Annotated in this window: 32 protein-coding genes; 3 read left to right on the top strand and 29 right to left on the bottom strand. The window is 30.5% G+C overall.

The window, feature by feature from the left end:
* Nucleotides 1-11 precede the first annotated feature (11 nt).
* The 22 genes from V7S50_RS10350 to V7S50_RS10245 all read right to left on the bottom strand — a co-directional run bounded on the left by V7S50_RS10350 (nucleotide 12) and on the right by V7S50_RS10245 (nucleotide 11860).
* Nucleotides 12-413 (bottom strand): hypothetical protein, encoded by a 402-nt coding sequence (locus V7S50_RS10350; protein WP_336376081.1) that lies wholly within the window; start codon nucleotides 411-413, stop codon nucleotides 12-14.
* A gap of 76 nt (nucleotides 414-489) precedes the next feature.
* The gene (locus tag V7S50_RS10345; protein ID WP_336376082.1) at nucleotides 490-882 is read right to left on the bottom strand and encodes a DUF6575 domain-containing protein; all 393 of its coding nucleotides are present in this window, start codon (nucleotides 880-882) and stop codon (nucleotides 490-492) included.
* 13 nt (nucleotides 883-895) lie between these two features.
* Nucleotides 896-1168, bottom strand: coding sequence for a hypothetical protein (locus V7S50_RS10340; protein WP_336376083.1), 273 nt, complete (start codon nucleotides 1166-1168; stop codon nucleotides 896-898).
* Between the two features lie 111 nt (nucleotides 1169-1279).
* Nucleotides 1280-1654, bottom strand: coding sequence for a hypothetical protein (locus V7S50_RS10335; RefSeq protein WP_336376084.1), 375 nt, complete (start codon nucleotides 1652-1654; stop codon nucleotides 1280-1282).
* A gap of 62 nt (nucleotides 1655-1716) precedes the next feature.
* On the bottom strand, nucleotides 1717-1839 hold the full coding sequence (locus tag V7S50_RS10330) for a hypothetical protein (protein ID WP_336376085.1): 123 nt from the start codon (nucleotides 1837-1839) through the stop codon (nucleotides 1717-1719).
* A 45-nt stretch (nucleotides 1840-1884) separates the two neighbouring features.
* A complete protein-coding gene (locus V7S50_RS10325) occupies nucleotides 1885-2184 on the bottom strand; it encodes a hypothetical protein (RefSeq protein ID WP_336376086.1) in 300 nt (99 codons plus the stop codon).
* Between the two features lie 6 nt (nucleotides 2185-2190).
* Nucleotides 2191-2601, bottom strand: coding sequence for a hypothetical protein (locus V7S50_RS10320; RefSeq protein WP_336376087.1), 411 nt, complete (start codon nucleotides 2599-2601; stop codon nucleotides 2191-2193).
* Between the two features lie 380 nt (nucleotides 2602-2981).
* Nucleotides 2982-3569, bottom strand: a complete 588-nt coding sequence (locus V7S50_RS10315) for a hypothetical protein (protein ID WP_336376088.1) — start codon at nucleotides 3567-3569, stop codon at nucleotides 2982-2984.
* A 116-nt stretch (nucleotides 3570-3685) separates the two neighbouring features.
* Nucleotides 3686-4270: a hypothetical protein gene (locus V7S50_RS10310; protein ID WP_336376089.1), complete on the bottom strand. Its 585-nt coding sequence runs from the start codon at nucleotides 4268-4270 to the stop codon at nucleotides 3686-3688.
* Between the two features lie 53 nt (nucleotides 4271-4323).
* Complete coding sequence (locus V7S50_RS10305) at nucleotides 4324-4617, bottom strand: hypothetical protein (RefSeq protein ID WP_144536888.1); 294 nt, start codon at nucleotides 4615-4617, stop codon at nucleotides 4324-4326.
* Complete coding sequence (locus V7S50_RS10300; protein ID WP_336376090.1) at nucleotides 4604-5263, bottom strand: hypothetical protein; 660 nt, start codon at nucleotides 5261-5263, stop codon at nucleotides 4604-4606. The genes V7S50_RS10305 and V7S50_RS10300 overlap by 14 nt, the downstream gene beginning before the upstream one ends.
* A gap of 17 nt (nucleotides 5264-5280) precedes the next feature.
* On the bottom strand, nucleotides 5281-5655 hold the full coding sequence (locus V7S50_RS10295; protein WP_336376899.1) for a hypothetical protein: 375 nt from the start codon (nucleotides 5653-5655) through the stop codon (nucleotides 5281-5283).
* 145 nt (nucleotides 5656-5800) lie between these two features.
* Nucleotides 5801-6346, bottom strand: coding sequence for a hypothetical protein (locus tag V7S50_RS10290; RefSeq protein ID WP_336376092.1), 546 nt, complete (start codon nucleotides 6344-6346; stop codon nucleotides 5801-5803).
* 82 nt (nucleotides 6347-6428) lie between these two features.
* Complete coding sequence (locus tag V7S50_RS10285; RefSeq protein WP_319790733.1) at nucleotides 6429-6749, bottom strand: hypothetical protein; 321 nt, start codon at nucleotides 6747-6749, stop codon at nucleotides 6429-6431.
* 7 nt (nucleotides 6750-6756) lie between these two features.
* Entirely contained in the window at nucleotides 6757-7572 is an 816-nt protein-coding gene (locus V7S50_RS10280) for a hypothetical protein (protein WP_336376093.1), read from the bottom strand.
* A 127-nt stretch (nucleotides 7573-7699) separates the two neighbouring features.
* On the bottom strand, nucleotides 7700-7888 hold the full coding sequence (locus V7S50_RS10275) for a hypothetical protein (RefSeq protein ID WP_061662604.1): 189 nt from the start codon (nucleotides 7886-7888) through the stop codon (nucleotides 7700-7702).
* A gap of 179 nt (nucleotides 7889-8067) precedes the next feature.
* Nucleotides 8068-9027 (bottom strand): hypothetical protein, encoded by a 960-nt coding sequence (locus V7S50_RS10270; protein WP_336376094.1) that lies wholly within the window; start codon nucleotides 9025-9027, stop codon nucleotides 8068-8070.
* A 263-nt stretch (nucleotides 9028-9290) separates the two neighbouring features.
* Nucleotides 9291-9584, bottom strand: a complete 294-nt coding sequence (locus V7S50_RS10265; RefSeq protein ID WP_061662835.1) for a hypothetical protein — start codon at nucleotides 9582-9584, stop codon at nucleotides 9291-9293.
* Nucleotides 9585-9623: 39 nt separating this feature from the next.
* Nucleotides 9624-10406 (bottom strand): hypothetical protein, encoded by a 783-nt coding sequence (locus V7S50_RS10260; protein WP_336376095.1) that lies wholly within the window; start codon nucleotides 10404-10406, stop codon nucleotides 9624-9626.
* A gap of 179 nt (nucleotides 10407-10585) precedes the next feature.
* A complete protein-coding gene (locus tag V7S50_RS10255; protein ID WP_061662607.1) occupies nucleotides 10586-10774 on the bottom strand; it encodes a hypothetical protein in 189 nt (62 codons plus the stop codon).
* Nucleotides 10775-10939: 165 nt separating this feature from the next.
* Entirely contained in the window at nucleotides 10940-11200 is a 261-nt protein-coding gene (locus V7S50_RS10250) for a hypothetical protein (protein WP_336376096.1), read from the bottom strand.
* Nucleotides 11201-11545: 345 nt separating this feature from the next.
* On the bottom strand, nucleotides 11546-11860 hold the full coding sequence (locus V7S50_RS10245) for a hypothetical protein (protein ID WP_336376097.1): 315 nt from the start codon (nucleotides 11858-11860) through the stop codon (nucleotides 11546-11548).
* Between the two features lie 1142 nt (nucleotides 11861-13002).
* Here V7S50_RS10245 and V7S50_RS10240 point away from each other — a divergent pair.
* Nucleotides 13003-13389 carry a hypothetical protein gene (locus V7S50_RS10240; RefSeq protein WP_098349593.1) on the top strand — a complete coding sequence of 129 codons (387 nt, stop codon included), beginning with the start codon at nucleotides 13003-13005 and terminating at the stop codon, nucleotides 13387-13389.
* Nucleotides 13390-13902: 513 nt separating this feature from the next.
* Here the strand turns inward: V7S50_RS10240 and V7S50_RS10235 are convergent.
* The gene (locus tag V7S50_RS10235; protein WP_336376098.1) at nucleotides 13903-14625 is read right to left on the bottom strand and encodes a hypothetical protein; all 723 of its coding nucleotides are present in this window, start codon (nucleotides 14623-14625) and stop codon (nucleotides 13903-13905) included.
* A gap of 216 nt (nucleotides 14626-14841) precedes the next feature.
* Here V7S50_RS10235 and V7S50_RS10230 point away from each other — a divergent pair, with 216 nt between their 5' ends.
* Together V7S50_RS10230 and V7S50_RS10225 are read left to right on the top strand one after the other, a co-directional pair.
* Nucleotides 14842-15825, top strand: a complete 984-nt coding sequence (locus V7S50_RS10230; protein ID WP_098434060.1) for a tyrosine-type recombinase/integrase — start codon at nucleotides 14842-14844, stop codon at nucleotides 15823-15825.
* Between the two features lie 108 nt (nucleotides 15826-15933).
* The gene (locus V7S50_RS10225; protein WP_336376099.1) at nucleotides 15934-17691 is read left to right on the top strand and encodes an ATP-dependent metallopeptidase FtsH/Yme1/Tma family protein; all 1758 of its coding nucleotides are present in this window, start codon (nucleotides 15934-15936) and stop codon (nucleotides 17689-17691) included.
* A gap of 89 nt (nucleotides 17692-17780) precedes the next feature.
* Here V7S50_RS10225 and V7S50_RS10220 read toward each other — a convergent pair whose 3' ends face one another.
* From V7S50_RS10220 to V7S50_RS10195, 6 genes are all read right to left on the bottom strand, one after another.
* Nucleotides 17781-18173 carry a hypothetical protein gene (locus tag V7S50_RS10220; RefSeq protein WP_336376100.1) on the bottom strand — a complete coding sequence of 131 codons (393 nt, stop codon included), beginning with the start codon at nucleotides 18171-18173 and terminating at the stop codon, nucleotides 17781-17783.
* Nucleotides 18174-18338: 165 nt separating this feature from the next.
* On the bottom strand, nucleotides 18339-18800 hold the full coding sequence (locus tag V7S50_RS10215) for a PH domain-containing protein (RefSeq protein ID WP_283747676.1): 462 nt from the start codon (nucleotides 18798-18800) through the stop codon (nucleotides 18339-18341).
* Nucleotides 18801-18897: 97 nt separating this feature from the next.
* The gene (locus tag V7S50_RS10210) at nucleotides 18898-19503 is read right to left on the bottom strand and encodes a sortase (RefSeq protein WP_336376101.1); all 606 of its coding nucleotides are present in this window, start codon (nucleotides 19501-19503) and stop codon (nucleotides 18898-18900) included.
* A 119-nt stretch (nucleotides 19504-19622) separates the two neighbouring features.
* Nucleotides 19623-20678 carry a hypothetical protein gene (locus V7S50_RS10205; RefSeq protein WP_336376102.1) on the bottom strand — a complete coding sequence of 352 codons (1056 nt, stop codon included), beginning with the start codon at nucleotides 20676-20678 and terminating at the stop codon, nucleotides 19623-19625.
* A 150-nt stretch (nucleotides 20679-20828) separates the two neighbouring features.
* A complete protein-coding gene (locus V7S50_RS10200) occupies nucleotides 20829-21623 on the bottom strand; it encodes a hypothetical protein (RefSeq protein ID WP_336376103.1) in 795 nt (264 codons plus the stop codon).
* A 185-nt stretch (nucleotides 21624-21808) separates the two neighbouring features.
* Nucleotides 21809-22453, bottom strand: coding sequence for an HD domain-containing protein (locus tag V7S50_RS10195; RefSeq protein ID WP_319790717.1), 645 nt, complete (start codon nucleotides 22451-22453; stop codon nucleotides 21809-21811).
* Between the last annotated feature and the right edge of the window lie 42 nt (nucleotides 22454-22495).

Below are 22495 nucleotides of genomic sequence, written 5' to 3'. Positions count from 1 at the left end.
GTAAACCGGTATTATCCTTCTAATACATTTAAATTCTTTTCAAATTCCTTTAATTCACTAATATCTAAAGTATCTATATCTACAAGTCTCTTTTCCTCATCTCCAACTTGTGTAAACATTTCTCCACTTCGATAGTTTACTGAAACATAACCGTAGTACCAAGGGAATAATCCACTACCGAATCGAACCTTAAATACAATTTCTCTTTCTCTCTCATCGAATGCAATATCAGTAGCTCTTACAACAATATAATCCTTCTCTTTTCTATCCCCGTTTTTAATCATATACAATGCTGTTTTATAGAAAAGTAGAAGCCCTTTCTTTGCAAATTCAACGTCAATTCCGTAAGTATTACTAAATTTTTGAATTTGTTCCATCGTTTCTTGCTGATTAATTAATAACTTTACAACCATATATCTATCGCCTCTTTCTTTTTCAATGTAATTAAGATTTAATATTCTATTTCATACCTATTCTTTTTATAAGAATCTATCCTAATTTTTTGTTCGAGATATAATCATACTCCACAAAGTATTCATCCTCTGGAAAACCATCAGGGTTCAAATTATCTTGATTGATTGGTTCAAGCATCAGCTTCTCATCAACATGATTAGCAAATAGATAATATAAACGTTGGTTACGTAGCAAGTTTTTTAACAACGTTAAAGTCGAAATTTTTCGTTCCACTAATTGAAGTCTTTCATCATTTGAAATCTCACTAAATAACCATTTATCTGTTTTGTTATCTACATCCTCAACAAAATAGTGTAAATAATACTTTTCCTCTTTGGACTTAGTAATCCAGAATAAAGGGAAATCATAAAAATCAAAAATATGGATTGTCACCGTATTTAAATATTCCTCCATGGGTATTGAAATCATTCTAATATCCTCCTTAAAACCAACAATATTTATCTAAATTCACTTCGGATTTTAATCTTAAAATAACAGAAGATTCTCCTATGAAATGTACTATATAATTACCTTCTTTATATGAAACACGACCTACATTGTTCGTGTTATAAACAATATCAATTTCATTTTTAGGAAGATTAAGTTCTTCTGATACATTCTTTAATCTTTCTTCCTGAAGCTTATTTGGATTCTGTCCTGTCTGCACCATACAAGGATATGAACCTATTACAATTAGGATTACTCCAAGTGACATAAATAAATATCCTTTATATTCATTACCACTTTTATTTAATAACAAGATACTCCAACTAACGAAACCGCATGTAAATATTGTGATACCTGCTATAAGTACATACATGTGTACTCACTCTCTTCCTGATTTGTTCTTTAATGGTTCCATTTTTACAATGGTGGCTGTTTTTTGTTTGAATTGAACAAAATAATCGCCTTTTAATGAAATAGCATTTAGAGAATCTCTATCTTCAGATTCAAATCTTATCTGTTCTTTAGGAATTTTTAATTCTTTTGATATACTAATCTCTCTATCACTATTGAGCTTTTCTTGTGGTGCTTTAGCATTACTAAGTACATCAGATATGCCCAATACAATAAATATTAATCCTGAAAGAACTAACATAACTATTCCTGTTATACCTATGCCATCAGTACCTTTTTTATCTGCGATATGCATTAGTAATAGTCCAAATACAAAAATAATAATTAAAATAATATATATCATTCTTTTTCTCCTCTCTCTCTCTAATGCGAAACATTATACATTTCACAAAAACGAATGAATACTCATACACAAAATGGAAGAGTTATAAACACAGTAGCAAGATTATAGGTTTCGTCTTTAATCGTGTCATTATCGCTTTTCATTCCTTCATAAATACAAAATGCACCTACTAATAGTAGTGGCATTCCAAAAAACACCCCAAATAAATAATTCCACGTAACCCCCTTTCTTTATAAGTCTCTGTTTGTTTTCTCTTTTTTATGAATGGCTACAATCGAATCAGCATCTTTTTTAAATAGAATTGAATATTCTCCATCCTGTGTAATTGCCTCGTAATAATCTTTTCCTTCACTATCTCTTTCTTTTTTGATTTCTATTTTAGATTCTGGAATCTTCAATTCTTTTGAAATTGCTTTATACCTATTTTCTTTAAGGTCTTTAATTCCCTCAACGTAGTCAAGCCCAACTACAGCAATACCACTCAAAAACAGCATACATGCAAATACACCCAAAATTTCTTTCCATGTCATATTCATTTATCCTTTCAATTTTATAATCATCTCTATTTTATTGTTATCTTTTGATAACTCAATAAGGTAGTTTCCTTTTTCTGTTTTTGCAATATATTCTACCTGTGTTTCTTTTTCTAACACTATTTGTTCTTTCTTTACGTATAATTTCTCTGCTACAAGTTGTCTAATGTTAGCTAATGATTGTTGTTTATCTAATCGCTTTACTGCTACTTTATTTTCATCTGCAACTTCATAAGCACTATGTAAGGCTTTTAAACCTTGAAAAATCAAGCATGATGCTGAGATAAAACATAATAGAGTCCAATATAGTTTCTTTGTTTCTATTTCAGCCATTTGAAAGAAACAAGTTAAAAACAAAAATGTGATAAATAAGTAAATATCTCTTTCATTCATGTGTTGAATTGCATGTATCATTTTTATTAATCCTTTTATTGAATATTCAGACCTATTTATTCAGGTCTCTTATAAGATTCATTCGCAACGGTGTCTACTCGCAAAATCTCCGTAGTCCCATTTTTAAAGCGAACATTATATGTACCTTCCTTTGCGTATATAAGATATATGTTTCTATATTCTTTAGTTAAAGAGCTTAGAAAAGTTGGGGTCTGCAATAATTGTCCAAACGGTCATAATCCCGACAACAATAACTAAAATCAAAGTGGACCTTTTTGGTTTAATTTCATACAAAATTCTTGAAAGTACAAATGAAATACATTCTACTAACTGTATAACTAATAATGTTTCCCTACTTATATTTAGTAAAATATCCATCATTATTCCCCTGTTTCAATTCATTATTTTACAGCTTCTACATTGTTAACCTTATCGAGTTTAAATAGCATACCTTCTTTTACATAGGCTTTATAGGTTTCTGTTTTTGTGACTACTTCATACGAATTATAATCCAATTCGTTTATTTCCAGTTTAGTGGGGCTTATATCTAATTTTTGAGCAATTAAACCCTTTACTTGTTCCTTTTCACTTGAGCCTTTCTTGTTTACATATCTATCTAATCCTGAAGTAGGAATTGATTCAACGTAATTTAATTTATCCAGTTTAAATAGTTTTTCATTCTCATTGAAATATGCCTTATATGTTGCTGTTTTTGTTGCCACTTCAAAAATATTTCTTTTTATGTTGCTTATATTAAATTCAGTTGGTTTTAGCTGTAATTCACTTGAGATTACATTTTGAATGGATGCATAGTGCTTAAATTCTGAATTAAGCTTTTCATGGACAATATAAAGAGCAGTAACCATAACAAGGACCATTCCTACTACCATTCCTATAAACCCTTTTTTAGTTTTTGATTTTTCACTTATTGCCATTAACAAAATACCTGCTATAGCAATAGCCAAGCAAACAACTACTTTAAATGTCATAAAAATCTCCCCCTTTCTATACATATAGTGACATGCTCAATGAATACAAGAGAACTTATCACCTATATTCATTGAGAGAATCCAGAAACATAATATCATTTTATATAAATTAATAGTTATTGTTTCTTTACTATTCCATCTACATTTATCGTTCCTTCAGATGTTTGTACGTAATAAATACCTACAGAAGTAGTTGCTATATAACGGTTATCCTTATCACTCTCTTTTTCAATAATAACGTCATCATTGTTAATATTTAACTTTTTAGCAACTGCTTTTTTAACTTCAGATATAATATCTTTCTCCCTTATATTCGTTTTTTCTTCACTTTCTTTGATATCATGTAATGACTCACTATCCTTTATTTTTTCAACCTTGAATAAAGTTCCATTCGGGTTAAAATAAAATTTATATCTATTAGTTTTTGTTGCCACTTCATATATATCATCATCTCTATTTACGATTTTATATTCAGAATCATCCACATGTAATTCTTTTGTAATTGCATTATTGATTTTTTCGCCCCTCTCTATATCAGCCTTTGAAATCGGATAGGTTATTAGAATAAACCCGATGAAAATCGCAATTACTCCGAAAAACACCCCATCACCATATCGAATGGCTGAAATAAGTATGCTTGTTCCTACCAATAACAATAACCCTCCAACCAAAATACACAAAAACGTTATAACTCCACTCACATTAAACACCTACATTCATTTTTAGAAGTCCTATCCAATTGTTATAACTCATTTTATAATTCCGAAACTTTACCATTCGATAGAATATGAACCTTATATTGGCATGGTTCCTCAACTTTTGGCTCTTCTATTTTTTTAGAGAAATATTCAATAGCTTTTTTAATTGTTTCATTTATTTCTTCAGGAGTTAACGGTCTTTTAATTCTAAAACTATCCATATCTATAATAAATTCATTCGTATTTAAAGTTTTTGCTACGACTTTAAAATCTATAGCTCCATCCTCTTTTAAACAGTTATTATTCTCTGCCCATTCTTTTGTTACTACAAATAGATTATCTAATCCCATGTTTCATAGCCCCTCTCCCTATATACTTTTTCATTTCATTGACTACTTTTTCAGGAGTTACGATATCTTCCATTCCTGTACCTTTTAATTGTGGAGCAACATTTAAATCAACCGCTAATAACTCTTTCCCATCTTTAACATAATCAATTGCTACCAATGGGAACTCATATGGGTCTAAAATCCCTTCAAAGGAAGGCATTCGTGACCAACAATCAACAATAGTGATTTCAACGTCACCTACATTGCTTCTCCAGTCATCCTTACTACGATAATCAAGTATCGTTTTTCTACGACCAACATTTAGAACTCTCCAACTCTCACCCAAATTCCCGCAAAGTAAGGTACAGAAAGTATCTATTGGATAGGTTTCTAATGCTTCTATTAATGACATTCGAATTTTCCCTTCCCCTTGGTGTTTGCTAATATCTGTGTACACAACCACTTCGGTATATAGAGGGTATTTCTTTGCCATTTCATGAAGGTAACCATAAGGAACGGTTTTAATGCCTTTAGAAGACATATAATCAAGCATTTGAGGACGATTCATTCCCATATCATGTTTTCGTAAAAAAGGCACTCCACTTCCATCAAAATGATGGTCATAATAATCATGAAAATTCGTAATTAATTTCACTTCGCTACTCATGTTTATCTTCCTCTCTATTAATCAGAACAAACACCTGAATCACTAACACCGCAATCATTCGAACAAGAATTTTCTACCTCATGCGAACCCCATCCCCCTGTTTTTACCAGGTCATCATCACTTAAAGCTGTATGCGTTGGATTTAATGGATGTAACGAATTTGTTATAGTTCCTGAATACATTTCATTAACTCTTTTATTTTTGGCAGAAGTTACAGCTCTTTCTGGAACTTTATAACCCGTTTTGCCTGAATTCGTAGTACCAATCACAAGGTTATGAAACTGGCGTTCTTTTTGACTTTCTAAAATATCCAGTGGAATCTCACGAGCCATACTTTCTTGCTTCTTTTTATCTAAACGATTTTTTCTAAATCTCTTAAAAAACAAATTCATTCACTTCCTTTATGTCAATGTTAATTCATGACAATCATACATCTTTTTATTGACTATTGTCAATGGAATAAAACTAAAAAAAGACACATCTTTATTGACATGCCTTAAAAATATGAACTACCCTTTACACTTCTTAGATGATTTCTTATGACTGTTTTACCATCGCTTTAATAGTCGTAGCACTCTCTTCTGTTTCTACCACGTATTTACCTGATGATGTAATAGCTGTGTATACATTCTCTTTATCTTTTGTTACTACCACTTCATCTAATTTTAATTGTAACTTCTCTGAAACTAATTTTCTCACTGCTTCAGTATCACTTGTTTTAGATTCATTTGCTTTATCATTATTATCTTTCATAGAATCTTTATTGTTATTTTCTTTTGTTACTTCATATTTTATAATATCTGCTGATATTGATTTAAATGTGAATTTATATGTATGCTCTTTTGTAATTGCGATAACATCCCCTTTTTCATCCTTGAATTCAATTTGTGACCTTGGAATGTCCAACTTGTTGGCAATCGCAGTTTCACGACTATCTTTTTGAAAATCATTATAGCCTAATATCCCAAAGAAGATAGCTAACAATACTCCAAGGAATAAAGTCATTGCTTCTTCTTCTCTAATACCCCACACTACTCCAACTACAAGACATAGAATTGATGCAATAAATAACAAAATAAACATTTCACTTACACTCCTTTAGATTTTCTTTTATCCTTATTTCACCATAGCCCTCGCCTTTCCAAGGTTATCTTCATAACTTTTATTAATCATAATATTCAACAAGTTCTGCTATTTTTCGTAAAACTTCAGGATTCTTGCACAATTTCACTTTATGCCCGATACTTTCCCTATTTGCATATAACCAACATTCTTCTTCTACTTCTTTCTCTGTAGTATAGAAATTAGGTCTATCCTTTCTACATCTCTTTAGTATCTCTGCATCTTCCGACAGAGTTCTTCCAATAATCCAATACAATTCATTTTGGCTAATAATGTAGCCCTCAACAAAACGTTTCTTCATAGGAAGATGCCAATTTTCCCACGTTAAAGGTTCCAATATCCATACCTTATCTCCAATCTTCAAATTCCAGTCACATCTCCTTTTTCTTATAATCCATGAAATAAAACCCTGTTTTTCCTCCATTGTTAAATACAAAATGATGATAAGAAAAATAATCTTTCTTAAAAATCCAATCATCAACACCAGGAAAGTTTTTTGTGATTTTATCCACGTCTGATTTTTTATCACCATCATTAACATGTGGAATATAAATGTTTAGCTCTAATGGGTTTAATTTATTTATTTGATTCACTGTTTGAAACTGAACCAATCGAATATTCTCTCTGTTTTCCAACACAGTTTTTTCTTCCTTATCTACATGTAATAAACATAATAAATAAATCACATTTCCTTCTGCTGATAAGCTCGCAATTTTTTCAAACACATTTCTTAGAAACAGCTTTTTTTGACTATATTTCGCTCCTGCTAATGAAGATGTATTTAAGCTCAAGATGTTAATATCACTCTTAGTAAATACCTTTATTTTTTCTTCTACATCAGTTGTTCTTTTAGCATCAATATCCATTACTGTATACTTATGATAATGGGATAGATAACCTGCTATTTGTTCTGTTGTTGTAATTAATTTAGCAGGTACTCCCTGTTCTTGATACGCATGAAATAAGTGATGTAGGAATAGTCCTTGTCCACAGATAGCATTGTTATAAAACTTATTCCACACATTAATATCTTTCATATCCCGTAGAAAATCCTTAAAAAGTAATTCATTATTGAATTTCCCCTTATATCTATCACACAATACTTTTCTAAATGGAGCTTTCATGTGAATAGTTAAATTATGAATCTCTGAGTCAATACTGCCTAACAATAATCCCAAACCATTCATACTTACACCCCCTAAAGTTAATTGTCACATTTAAATCATACGTATTTTATTTACTATAGTCAATAAATATAATGTGGAGTATTCCAATAAACACAAAAAAGACACCCTTTATTGGATGTCTTCCTTATTAATCTTGATAATTTAAAATATCCGCAATTTGTTTTAACTTACCATAATCATTGCATCTATCTAATTTATCTTTAATTTTATATCTATGATTATGAATCCAACAAGCCTGTTCTACTTCTTCCTCTGAAATAAAAAATGTGCGGTCTTTCTTTTTTAGTTTCACACCTATATCTGGTGAAGTATCCATGCGATATCCAACAATCCAACTAACCCTTGTCTCACCGATAATATACCGTTCTACAAATTTCGCTCTAAAATTCGGTCTATATGATTTATTCCCATTTTCATCATTTCATCCTCCATCAATTAATTTTAATAAATACCTGTTTTATGTATTCGAAACATTATAGAAAACTAATTTATATTTTATGCGGATAAAATTTGAGATGTTTTATTAATAATCTCTTCAATGTCCTCTTTGGATAAGTGAATGTGCCCTCGATTATATCTATCTTTTTTCACATTATCATATTCGATTTCTAACCTTACTAATGCCTTGTCTCTTTCTAAATTCACAAGAAAAATACTATGTTGCCCTGCAAACTCCCAGGATTGACCATGTGTATCAACATCTTCCTTATTCATTTTCTGTAAGTAGTTAACTAAAATTTCTTGAATAGCAGAAAACTTGGGGTATGTTATGCATAAAGACACTGGATTCTCATCAAATGTTTGACCTGTTATTTTAAACTCAATGCGATTTCTATCCTCTTCTTTATTTACTGCTATCTTTGTCTTTTTATAAAAATCCTCAAATATCACATCAGTATGTAGTGCTTCAATTTTTGATATAGCATTTACTTCTCGTAATGGTTCTAATTCGACTGTCTTTACTGTCTTTACTGCCTTTACCATTTTTTCAACTTCTTCTTTTGTCTCTTCTTTCACTTCTTCTTCTATTTCATTCTTTACTACTTCCGTTACTTCTTCTCGCTGTTCTTCAACAACATCTTCTTGAATTCCGTTTAGTAAGAATTGAGATTGTTGTTCATTTAAATAAAATAATGATTCTTGTTGGATATCTTCACTCTTTTTAACTAACTTAATCTCAATCCATCTATTCTCTTCATTCAATGACAATTGTAGTTCTGCTTTCTTTGATGGAAAATTCCAGTATTCACTAAAAACCGAAATGTTAGCTCCGTTCATTTTACGCAAATAATTGTAAATAACCTTTTGCATTTTTTTTACTTTGAATCTTGTGATTGATAGAGATATAGGTCGTTCATTCATATTCAAGTTTTTCATACTTAAATTTATACTACCCTTTTGTTTCTGCTCTTCAATCATTAATGACGTGTGATTCAAATCATCTTGAAACTTCACCTGACTCCCTCCCAAATTACCTCTAATTCATACGATACACATTTTATATACTTTGTTCAATATCGAATACGTGATATTTAATGGACATTTGTTAAAATTCAAATCCTATAGGATTCATATTGCCATCATCTAAATCTATTTCTCTATTGATTAGGCTACTACTTTTAAAAACTATAGTCAATAAAAACATTATTGCATAAGATATCCACTCCCTTTTATTCTTTGTATAGCAAAATAAAAAGCAGAGGAATTATCCCCTGCTCTTATTTAGCGTACTCGATTTCTGTATAAAATGGTTTTATCACTTCTTCTAACCTATAATGTTTTAAAATGGTCTTTTCAAAATAGTGACGTACAAAAGAATTAAAAATTATTTCTTTCCCTTCTTTTCCATAAGTCTTACTTACTTGACGATACTCTTGCATTAAATCTTCTATTTTATCATTTACTAAATCAGCAAAATCAATTAAATCTATATTTTTCTTTGACACTCTTTCTACACTAAGTAAAACATCTGTTGCTACCACTGTTATTTCTATAATATCTAATTGTTCCATACTAAAAGCTCCTTTATCCAAATTCATTTATTAATACCTCTAAAACAATTCATTATCTCGATACACATCTGTTGGATAACGATAATTACCTGTGTCTTCTTCAATATTAAAATAAAATCTATATAACCCATCATTGTATTCTTGTTCTTCCTGGCTTAACTTTGCCTCTGTTTTGTACTCTGCTACAACAAACTCATAGCTACCATGTTCATCAGTCCAGGTAAATACTTGCTCTGCATCTGATTGAGTCCAATCATCACCATATGTATCTCTTATACTTTCTATTCTACCTTGATATTTTAAGCCCAAGTTGTAGTGCTCGTATATCTCTTTTTTCCCAAAGACCATAATAGTTCTACCATTATCTTTAACCAGATAATGAATATCCTTAGCCTTCATATATTTTTCTTTCACTGCCTTTACGTTCTCAATAGTAACGTCCCTTAAAGTTTTTTCAGAAAAACGATATGTATATGGTCTTTTATGAAACTTCACTTGACCTATAGCCTCTTCACTCATCATTCCTATCCAACCACGCTTACTATTCTTTAATGCCTGTACATTTCCTGAAATTTCATCTACCTCACATTTGATAGAATTTTTTTCATTTACAGAAACATATACTTCATTCAGAAATTGTAAATACTTATTATCTTTTGTTTTTTTAATTCTTTCACACAGTTTTTCATCTGTTAATAAAGCCTCGATAAATACCCTGTGCGCTTCATATTCACACTGTAATCCATTTAATAATTCCTCTGGTGTAACTTCAACAATAGATTCCATCAATAATTCTTTCACACTTTTACTTTGATTTGTCATAACTTCTCGTCTCCTTTAATGATATCATTTCAACACCTGTTTTACCAAATTTATAAAAATACCTTATCTCTATAATCTATGTATTATACTGCTAAAAATTAAGGAAGATTCATAAATAAATATAGAAAAAAGCACATGTTATATGTGCTTTTAAAAGACAAAAGTGCTTGAGTAATACATTAATTGTCTTTTTTCTTTTTCATATCCAAGACATATAGTTCTGAGTTTAAATAGTGTTCCTCATCTGCCTTTCTTTGCTTGTCCTTCTCACGAAGCATAGTTCTGTACTCTTCAACACTCATTCCTAAATCCCTTGCCCTAACCATTTCCACATCTTCCACCATCTTTATAATAGAGTTTCCGAACATACTTTTTCCTCCATACAATTATTATTTTTATAGAATACCAATTTATCATCCGCTATTTATTTACACGTAATTATTTGATTTAATCATACAATATTAAAATTTCTACGTATATAAAAATACACCTAACAATATAGTTAGATGTATTTACCCCTATCATATACTTTTTTATTTACTATGCAATTCTTTTTTACATGCAAAATACTTCTTTGTAGTCGAAATATTTAAATACACAGTGTAACAGAAAATAATAAATAATATTGCATACACAGTATAAGATAACCATTTAGAACTATCAAAATAAATCTCTAAAGTAGTACAGACAATTACTGAAAGGAATGATACAATTGCATGCATCAATAAAGATTCGTTATTTTCGTCCATTTCCTCTTTCAGCATTTCTAATTCTTTTTGATTTTCACTATACATCTTTATACATCCCTTCTTCAAAAAGACACAAATAAATGTTTCTGTGTCTCACCATTATTACAATTCAATTTCTATGAAATACCTATTCTATATATTTGTTTTTTATTATAGTTATTAAAATTTGAAAATATATCAAACTATAGTTTAAAAAACAAAACAAAAAGCACACTATCATATGTGTACTTTTTAAGTGCATCTATAATAAATATTTTTTCATTACTAAAAAATATATGTATTAAAGTAAATTTCTTATTGATTTTTAACCTTAACTATATAAAATTTTTATATTTAATTTATATATAGTTAATAAAAATGAAAAATACGTAAAAACAAATTTCATATTACTTATCCCTTTAGTTCAATTAAAATCTTCATTTTCTCGCCATTCTGGGCTATTCTTGTGTAATAGTGAAGAATATTACCTTTTAATATCTTGTAATCATGTACATAATCCTCAATAAACACACCTTCACGATGTTTCAAATGTAAATCTTCCAATCTTTCCACTGGTTTTCCTGTCAGAGGATTGAATTTACATGAATCCCACATCAACTGCTCATCATACACACTCCATATTCTCTTTATATCTCTTCCTTCTATATTATATGCATTTAAATCTAATGTTCCCCCAACTTGAATATCTAATATAATCCTCTTCATTTTATTCCCTCCAAAAGATTTTCTGCTTTCCGAACTTGTGCATTCACTAAAATCCCTACTATGATAGATAACATTCCAATTAAACTTTTAAAATATATTTTGATTTTTGTTATCCCGTTCCTCTTTAATAAGTAGATGGACATATTATACAACATATTCTCACATATATGGATATATATAGTCTACTAAAATGTTCGATAATGATATATTATCAAACATTTTTTAGAAATTAAAGAATATATCCTTATATAGCTATCTATAATTTATTAAGAATAATTATAAAAAAGGGTTTTGACAAAAATGAATTATAAAGGAGATACCAACATGAGAAAACTCTGGATTTACACAGGAAAAGAATATAATTTACGGACAAATTCAACCTGACCATTCACCTTAGCCTTACAACGATAGGTGCATTATTAGGATACGAACATGACGCTCTTGAATGAGTGGATTATTCAAACCAGAAATATTAGGAAGGAACTACTCCTTCTACTAATATATTTGATAAACACATATATGCTCTTTATGAGTGGGCAGTATTCCTCCATTACATATGGAAGAACTGCACGAAATGGTTCTTATGTCATTTCAATGATATAAGTCTACGATAATTACATTATGTAAACATTGTAGTAAAAGGGATTCAAATTTTTGATTCATTGTATACAATCTATATTATATATAGGAAGAAAAATTTAAATTTAAATGTTTAGTAATATATTAGATGAGAACTTTAAGCTAAATCGGTCAATGTATTCTTATAAAATACATTGAAAAAAGAACACCTGTTTGCTATAATAAGAACAGATGTTCCGAATGATTAATTATTCACAAACTCGAATTAGAATTAACTCATAGCAATCTTTATATGAGCATTGTCTATAGTATATAAAAGTGAATTTTCCTAATAAAAAGAAAATGCTTTATTATTCATATCTTTTTATTGTGAAACGTTGATATTACAATATAGTTCAACTGTTTTTACCATCAGATGGGACTTTCAGTGTTGATATTTTTAAAAAATTCATTGACTATATTCGAGATTTTGTTATAATTAATACGGAAACTTGCAGTTCATCCCGTTCGTGGATAATCTAAATATATATATATAACATATAATCAAGGAGTGGAAGTTCGTTATGACAGTTAACAAAGTAAAACAATATGTGAAGGCACTTATCCTAACAGAAGAGGATTTTATTCAAACTATAGAGGATACACTACTTGTAGATGGCATTTCAATTCGTTTGGTTAAGTCGAAGAGTGGAAACATGGAAGAAAAACTTTTCATTCCTGTGCTACCTGAACGTTTTAAATCAGATGCGGAATTACATAATCATTTTGACAAAGAAGTTGTCTATATTGAAGATGAAGTGGATGGCGAAATTGGTATTAGTATGAACCTTATTGATTCTAAGAATATCTTAGAAAAGGTGTATAGCACTTCTTTAACTGGAGAATACACATCACGAGATTTTGATGGTTTTACAGGTTCTTATGACGCATTCTTCTTCACAATGGCTTAATAGTTCTTTGTTTTTTTATTTTTAATATCTTTATATCTTTATATACTTTATCCAACACATGTGATTTATTTGGCGATGAATCTCATGTGTTTTTTTTATATTATATATCTATCAATATGCTATACACACTATCCCGATTAAACGTAACATAAACATTATATATAATAGACCCCCATTTAGTCAACGATTACTATCTTACATTTCGACATTTATCGACATATTTCTGTAATATTCTATGGAATCTTTACAAAATGTTTACATTCAAACCATATTTTTCTTTATATTAATTAAATAAACATATTACTTGACTATTACTTTATGAAATATTTAATATGGCTTACATATAGAATTATACAATTTTTGTGTGTTTTTTTCTTGTACTTTTTGTGTTTTTTGATAAAAAACATGTTGAGCACACATAAAACACACATAAAACACACAAAATGCATCTTAAATGGTTTTTTTTGGGATAATAAAAAAGAATGTATCTACTACATTCTTTTTATTATTTGATTAACTTACAGGTTTTGTTATTTTTGTTTTCTCCAACCAATTTGACAGTGTATAGACGAGCAAACAAGTCATAGAGTCAAACGGATTGATTGTTCCTACAAAAATTGCCTTTACAATCAAGATGCCTGTAGCAATTAATCCAAATGCACGAAATAGAACATATAAATCCCTTGTTTCTTTCTGGGAAAACAAAAACAAGCTCCCCATCATCATACCTAAAAATAATAACGCTGATAGAAATGGCATCACTAAATGAGCAATTAACAGTAATCCTCCAAAATAAATTACCATTTTCCTCCCTCTAACATAAAAACCATAACATTTGTTTTTAAATAAAGCAGACATGGTTGTAGTTACATTCCAAGTTAATAAATTGATATTATTTGTGTATTTGAATGGATACATATTATAAAAAAATAGAGTAATAAGTATCAAATATCCACCTGAAAACATTTCTCCAAACATTCCATTTGCCATAGATAAGAACAATACATATACACCTGTTAAGAAAAGCAAAATAAATGGTATTTCACTCTTAGAAAAAGACAGCTTTCTCATCTTCCATCCTATTGGAGGTTTTTTTACTTTGTTTTTTTCTGCTTCTTCTTTCTCCATTTTCTCAACTTCTTTAAATTTTGTGTTATAAGGGATAGTTCCTTTCTCATCTGTCCCTATCCCCTTTTCATCTTTTAAGTTTTTTTTAAAACTATCTGCTCGAATCAATTCCTACACCCCCTACATATTTTCTCTCCATTATATGTACATTAGAAATATTCTACTATTAAAACCATAACTGAGTACGTCTCAGTAAAACCCCTCCGAAACATAAACCTATATAACCTCAAAAATCATTTAAACAACACAGAAATTTATACAAAAAAATAGTAGTTTACTCAAATTTAGAGATTGTGATACCATGATTTTAAAGAAGGTGAAATTATGTTACATTCATTTAATATAGAACGTTCAATTGAAGATTTTTTACTTTACTTAGAAGGATTAAGATATGCACCAAACACAATCAAAAGTTATCGTTTTGATTTAGAAGGATTTTTCACATTTGCCATTCCACACAACAAATCTATGGATTTTGAGTTTAAAAGATTAGAACAACTACTATTGTTGTACATCAATAGTTTGCGTGTATACAACAACACGAGTGAATATGAAATCTCAACATTAAATCGAAAAAGGGCCTGTTTTCGTAAATACATTAAATTTCTGAATAAGTGGGAATATATTTCCTCTGATTTCTCTCATAAAATTGAATCTATGAAAAACAAAAAAAATCCCAACAAAGATATATTAAATCACGAAGAAGTTGCAAAGGTTCAATATTACTTAGATTCCATTCAGACTTCCCCTTGGCTTACACCTAAAAAGCAAGAAAAGTATATACGCAATCGTTTTATCTTTTATACACTTTTATATTCAGGTTTACGTGTGTCTGAACTTACAAATTTAAGATGGAAACATTTTAATATCACGGAAGGTATAATTATAGTAGATGAAGGTAAAGGGAATAAAAACAGAACTATTCCTATACATGAAGAATTAGTTCAAGAGTTTGATACGTATAAATCATCTCTTCTATCTATGTATGGCAAGGAACATCCTATATTAACAGGATACTTATTCCCAAGAAACGAAAAACACCCTGATATTTCATTAACTACAAAAACAATTCGATTAATCATTCGAACAATTGTAAAGGAATCGTCTATCGTAGATAAACATATTTCCCCACACAATTTACGGCACACTTTCGCATCTTATAGTGTATTAAACAACATTTCAATTCCTGTCCTCTCTTCTATACTTGGACATTCTAAAAAATCCATTACGATGGATATATATGCTCATGTTATTGATGATAAACAAAAAGAAAACGAACTAAAAAAACTATCCTTTCGCTCTGGTTGATTCCAGAGTGTTTTTTTATTACAAAAACTTATTTTATTGACTATAGTAAATAAAAATGTTAATATAGTCATATTGAAAACACAATTGAATATACAGCAGGAGGGTTTTATGAAAAAATTTAAGTTTAAAAAACCTAATAAGAAATGGCGTAATTTCTTATTATTTCTTACATGTTTCTTAATTATTGTAGGTCCGTTTATTTACCCACATTTTACGGAACAGCCTAAAGAAATATCGTATACTACCTTTACGAAAATGCTAAAAGAAAAGCAAGTAAAAGAAGTTACGATAATAAAAGGAACTGGCTCTATCGTATTAACAGATAAAGCAAATAAGGAATTCAAAACAGATAATCCTCGCCATGAAACATTTAAGAAAGACTTACTTGAGACTGGTCTTCATGTAGAAGAACATACTCCAGTTGATTTAGGTAAGTTAAGTGCTACAATTCTTTCAGTGGGTCTAACTGCCTTTATTGCTTTTGCTTTATTAAAACAATTAGCAAGTGGTTCATCTAAGAAAACATCAGAACCTGCTATTATAGATAAGAAGATTTCTTTGAAAAATGTCGCAGGAAACAAAGGGATTAAAAAAGATTTAACATTACTTGTTGATTTCTTAAAAAACTCCAAAAAGTTTTCGAACCAAGGTGCAGTAATGCCAAAGGGTGTCCTTTTATATGGTCCACCAGGAACAGGTAAGACTTTGATTGCAAAAGCATTAGCAGGTGAAGCAAATGTACCATTTTTCAGCATTTCGGGTTCCGATTTTCTTGAGAAATATGTAGGTGTTGGTGCTTCCCGTGTACGTGATTTATTTGCAAATGCAAAGAAACATGCTCCATGTATCGTATTCATTGATGAGTTAGATGCAGTTGGGGGTAGTCGTGAAGGTGATGAAAACTCTGAAAGAATCCAAACAATTAACGCCCTTCTTTCTGAAATGGATGGATACTCTTCTTCAAGTGGTGTATTAGTCATCGCAACAACAAATCGTATTGAATCATTAGACGAAGCTCTTATTCGAGCAGGACGATTTGACAAGCATGTGATGATTCCATTACCTCAAAATCCTCAAGAGCGTGAAGAAATCATTCATATTCATGCAGAGGGAAAAGTCTTTGCAGAAGATGTTTCCTTTAGTAACTTAGCAAAACAAACAATTGGATTTAGTGGTGCAGATATCAAATCTCTATTAAATGAAGCTGTTCTTATTTCTATCCAAGATGGAAAAGATGCGATTGATATGAATTGTATTGATAAAGCTTTATTTAAGGTCATCATGAAAGGTCATCCAAATGAGGATATGCCACGAAGCAAAGAGGAAATTCGATTAGTAGCTTATCATGAAGCGGGTCACGCCCTTGTTGCGAAGTTAATAACAGATATCTCAGTTCCTAAAGTGACGATTATTTCTTCCACTTCTGGTGCAGGAGGCGTAACATTCTACAGCCCTTCTAAATCAGGACTACATACGATTGAAGAGTTGAAGAATGAAATCAAACGAGCATATGGTGGTCGAGTAGCTGAATATTTACTATTTAATGACAACCAAAAAGTAACAACAGGTGCTCATCAGGATATCCTGCAAGCTACTAAGAAAATTAAAGAAATGATTTCTTCCTATGGTATGGATGAATCAATTGGTATGTTAAATCTTACTGTGTTAAAGGCTGATGAAAGCTCTATCTTAGAACGTGCAACGAAGTTATCAAGCCAACTTTACGATGAGACTGTTCAACTTCTTACAGACAATCGACATCTATTAGATGCCATTGCAGAAGCCTTAATTGAAAAAGAGACACTATCAGAAGAAGAATTGGATGCTATTATCAGTGTATATTCTGATGTACGAATTGCAAGTTAAAAGAGAGAGTTTATCTCTCTTTTTTATAACTATATTAAGTAAATACATAGCAAAAAAGGAGTATGAATTATCATGCTCCTTTTACCTATTTATAGATTAGTATTCAATTTCTCATAGTAAAATACCCAAATTGGATATCCACTTGAGACATTACAGCATTCCATAATTACAGTTAACTTCACTTTTTCACCAAAGTATTTACTTAGGAATTTCTCAATATCTTCTGGTTCCCTTCCATTAAATCCTTGTCTATGATTTCCCCAAACATCCATACAACACTCTTCGAACTTCTTGTAATCCCACTGTAAAAGCCTATCTGAGTAAACTGTATGGCTTTTTGCTTCAACATAATCTTTTTTCCACACTACATACGGGTCATAGCTATACGGATACTCTCTTTTCGTTTTCTTTACAGGATTACCGTTGAGGTTTACATATCCATTATTCACAAAAATTACTCCATCTTCTGTTTCATAATACATAATCTAATCTCTCCCTTTTCTACTAATAATTGATTCTTCTTGAATGAATTCCCTAAAATACCTCTTTTATATCAATATGTTTATTATATTCTTTTTAGATGAAAGAAATAATGCAGGACAAAACAAAAAAAGCGTTACGCATCATAATTTGATGCTTGTAACACTTTATTTAATATCCATATCCACAACTATGTTTGGACATCTCTTTTTTAATTCTTTTACAAACTTCTCTTGCTCTTTAGGAGAAATCTTTATACTGCCAAACGGTGCTAACTTGTAAAAAATCTCAATAGCATCTGATGAACCTACGATTCTATAGCCCATAATAATATTTGTCGCTTTTGTTACTTTTTGAATATCTTCATATGCAATATAAGAACGAAAAATACCTCCTTGCACGAGCAGATAATCTTTTTCCATCACATATTTAATATCAATAAATAGCTTTCCTAAAAAATAGGTAAACATGAATCCCATCACGAGAAACGCCAAACTACCACCGATAAATTCTTGTTGTTGAGACATGATATCCCCTAATGGAATACCTATTGTCGATAGTCCTATAGAAACCGTTAGAAACACCATAAAGCTTGTTAATAGGATTCCTCTCTTTGTTTTAAATAACATGACACACACCTCTTCCTTCTTCAATTCATATCAAATCACATTGTCATTATAATTACATACCTATAAAAACATAACTATTTTCCTTCTCAATCTCTTCTTATAACAACTTTGCTTGAATCACCAGATATTCTTCTGGATAACCCTTTATCAAAATCGTTAGCATAGATTCATCCATGTTTTCTTCACCCTTCATAATAACTTGTTTTTTGGGAACAACCCTTTTGTTTAGAACCACGTAACGAAACTCACCATTTAGCGTCTTAATGATGAAACTATCCTCTTTCTCTAATGAGCTTAGTTCTAAAATGGATTTCTTGAATTTTAAATGCGTAGACCCTTCTAATAAAACATCCCCCTTTTGCCCAGGTAATGCAGTATCCTTTATATGCCCAATCTCTTGGTCCACCTTATCAAAGTCCGTACCTTCTCCAATAGAAGCTTTATAATTCAACTTAGGAACTTCTAAAATACCTATTGAATTATCACTTAACAGGTACTCTTCTTTTTTAAACGTATCTAATATATCCTTTACATCTTCTTTTACTTCATCTGAGACCTGATGCTTATCAATTGCTTCTTCCAATATTTCTACCTTCTGATTGTTTTCTGTTTGATTTACTTGCCTAACACACGTACCTGCCACTACAACAATTACCACAACTAAAAGTATTATATTGACTATTACTCTCAATATTTTCTTCATACACAACACCTCACCTACTAAAAATGTAACTGTCTATTATAATCACCTACCCATGTGTTTTATGCCTAAATAAAAAAGCCCCTTGTAATAAGAGGCTTTTTACTATTGTATGTATGATTTTATGCTATTTGTGGTTCTGTATCATTTACATTCCCAATAATATCCCAATCTTTAATTTTAGGATGATTATTTAAAAATGCAAACAGTTTATCCGAATCTGTAAATGTATTAGGGATACGGAATGGAAGGTTCGGTTTTGTTGACATCAATTGAATGTAACCAGTTTGTTGATTTTTCAAAACGAAAAATCGAACATCTTCTTGATAACCATTGATTTCAAGTACCATCACATCTCCATGTTCCAATTCGATATCTTCATCTGGAGCCATTTGACTTCCCGTAAAGGTTTGAGCAAGACGCTCGATAGTAGAGAAAATATCTTCTGGATTCGCATGTGTAGTAAACGAATCAGACATCTTATGTAGAAATGGAATCATCCCTTCAAATACACCTTGTGGAACTGCATCTACAAAACCAATTTCACCAAAAGGATGACCAAACAGCTTGAAGATTTCATGAACTTCTTTCATTTCCTCCATGAATTCTTGGTATTCTTCCGTCTCTTTCAATTCTTTAGGTAATTTCGGCAAACCTAACAAGTTTGCGAAGAATCGTTCCCCGCCGAACGGACAAGAACCACCACTCATGCAACAAACATTTTCCATAGCTTCTTCTACTCCAAATTCCTCTACAACTTGATGTGCAATAATTTTAAGGATTTCCTCATTTTTAACTACCGTTTGAATTGCCTTTTGATAATCATTCGGGTTTCCGTTGAATTGAATCTGAACACCTTCACCAGTAAAATCAATCTCAATCGTTACTTTACCCTTTTCCATTTTTGTCTCTTCTTCAATAGGTTCATCAGTAAATTCATCAGTGAATTCTTCTACTTCATACCCATTCACTAACGCTTCCATTAAAATTTTGAAATTATAACTTGATTCGTTTAACCAGGCAGTGGTATGTGGTTTTTTCTGACTTACTAAAGCGGCCATTACAACTAATACATCCACTTGAGGAATGCCAGTCGATTTTCCTTTCATAGAAGCTTTCACTTCTTCAATCTCCATATCCATCTCCGCTGATAAAACAATTGTATTTTTATTTTCCATTTCTAATCACCTCATAATGTTATTTGTATTCAACGAATCATTTGAATTTGATTCAGTATTTTTTATTATATAAATGTAACGATTATTTCATTCCTTTTATGGAACCGAGTATTTTCTTTCAATAACAAACAAATTATTTTGTTTTCGTAATCAGTTAAATACTATTTTCGAAATGTACGAAATAATTTCTTCTATGACTTCATCATTTACAATTTCTCCATTTGTTTTCGAATATACATAAAAAACATCTACTTTATAATCTTGCTTGTATTTTTTATTCTTATATTCATTTACTTCTTTTGTTTCTCGTAAATAAGGAGTGTCTTGTAAATAGCTTGGTGGTTTCACTTGGATACCACATAATAATGTATCATTTTTAAATAACTCATAATCTACTTCGTATTTGTAATCAATACGACCCGATGTTTTTTTACAAGATACAATAACACCTTGTTTCTTTAACTCCGTTTGCAGTGCATCCATTGTATTACGTTCTCTAACGACAACGCCATTCCAACTTTCAGCAATCACTCGATAAAACACTGCATATTGGCATTCTCTCTTCGTTAACCCGTAAGGATTCCCTCTTTTAACGATTTCGTTATAAAGAACATCTCCCTTAAAGGCTAAACTCCCTCTGGTTCTTCCATACTCATAATTCAATTGCTTTACGGCATATGGAATATCACCGTCAGGTCGAATTAAGATAACCTTTCTTTTTAAATCCTCGCTTAAATTCATTTGTTTTAATTTTTCTAAACGTTGATTTCCAGAATGAAAATAAAATTCTTTCCATTCTTCTTTTGTTCGAAAAGTACCTTTTTCTATAAGAGATGCTACAGAGCCAATACTCCAAGAAGTATTTAATCTTAACTCATTCCAAATTGCATTTGTATAACGGAATTTATCGGGTTCCATTTCATTTTCGAATAAGTCAAGTTGCAAAGTAACACCTCACTTTTTGGTTTTGTATAGGTGTAGGATATAGTTCAACCAAATTGAACGCATTTCCATTACCTGTTGTTTTCTCGTCTTGTTTTACCTCTTAAGGTATAAACTAATCATACACTTTTCATTTACTATAGTCAATAAAAAAATCCTTGTTTTTATACAAGGATTTCTTTTTTGTATTAATTTTCGACAACTTCCGTTTTACATTCAAAAACAAGTGTTTTTATCGTCTCTAAAATGCTTTCAATTTGATACTTCATCGTATAGATGGCATCTGCGTATTTCGGACACATATCACTTACGTAGCTACAAAGTGGTAATGCATACTCTTCTGTTTCTTTAATATATCGTTGAATTTTCGCTTTTTCGAAGAAATACATCGTACTTACGTTGTGACATCTATCAGCAATTTTAATTAGACAAGTTTTAAAACATACTCTCATTTGTTCATAATACACATCTGTTGTCATTTCTGGGATTTCTTCTTGCATTACTATTGTAGTTTTTGTTAATCGAATGATAATATCTACAATTTTTTTAGGTAAGTAATATACATTCAATAACATATCTACGGTAACTTCTGTATCCTCTAAAATATCGTGTAGCAAAGCTCCTGAAATGACTTCTTCATCGTGAATGCCTAAAGAAATAATTGCATTCGCTATGCGAACAGGGTGGCTAATGTAAGGCTCTCCACTTTTTCTCGTTTGTCCTTCATGCATTTTTTCTGCTAAGTTCAATGAAACAATAGCGTAGTTGAAATTTTTACCTTTTAAATATCCTCTTAAATAGGCTAATTCTTTGTGCATTTGATTTGTATACATCTAAACACCACCCTTTCATTTGTTGCTATTTATCATAAATCT

Origin of the sequence: Bacillus sp. CCNWLW194, from assembly GCF_037120585.1 — a bacterium.
In the GTDB taxonomy this organism is placed as follows: domain Bacteria; phylum Bacillota; class Bacilli; order Bacillales; family Bacillaceae_G; genus Bacillus_A; species Bacillus_A basilensis.
This window is presented reverse-complemented; position numbering and strand designations above follow the sequence as displayed.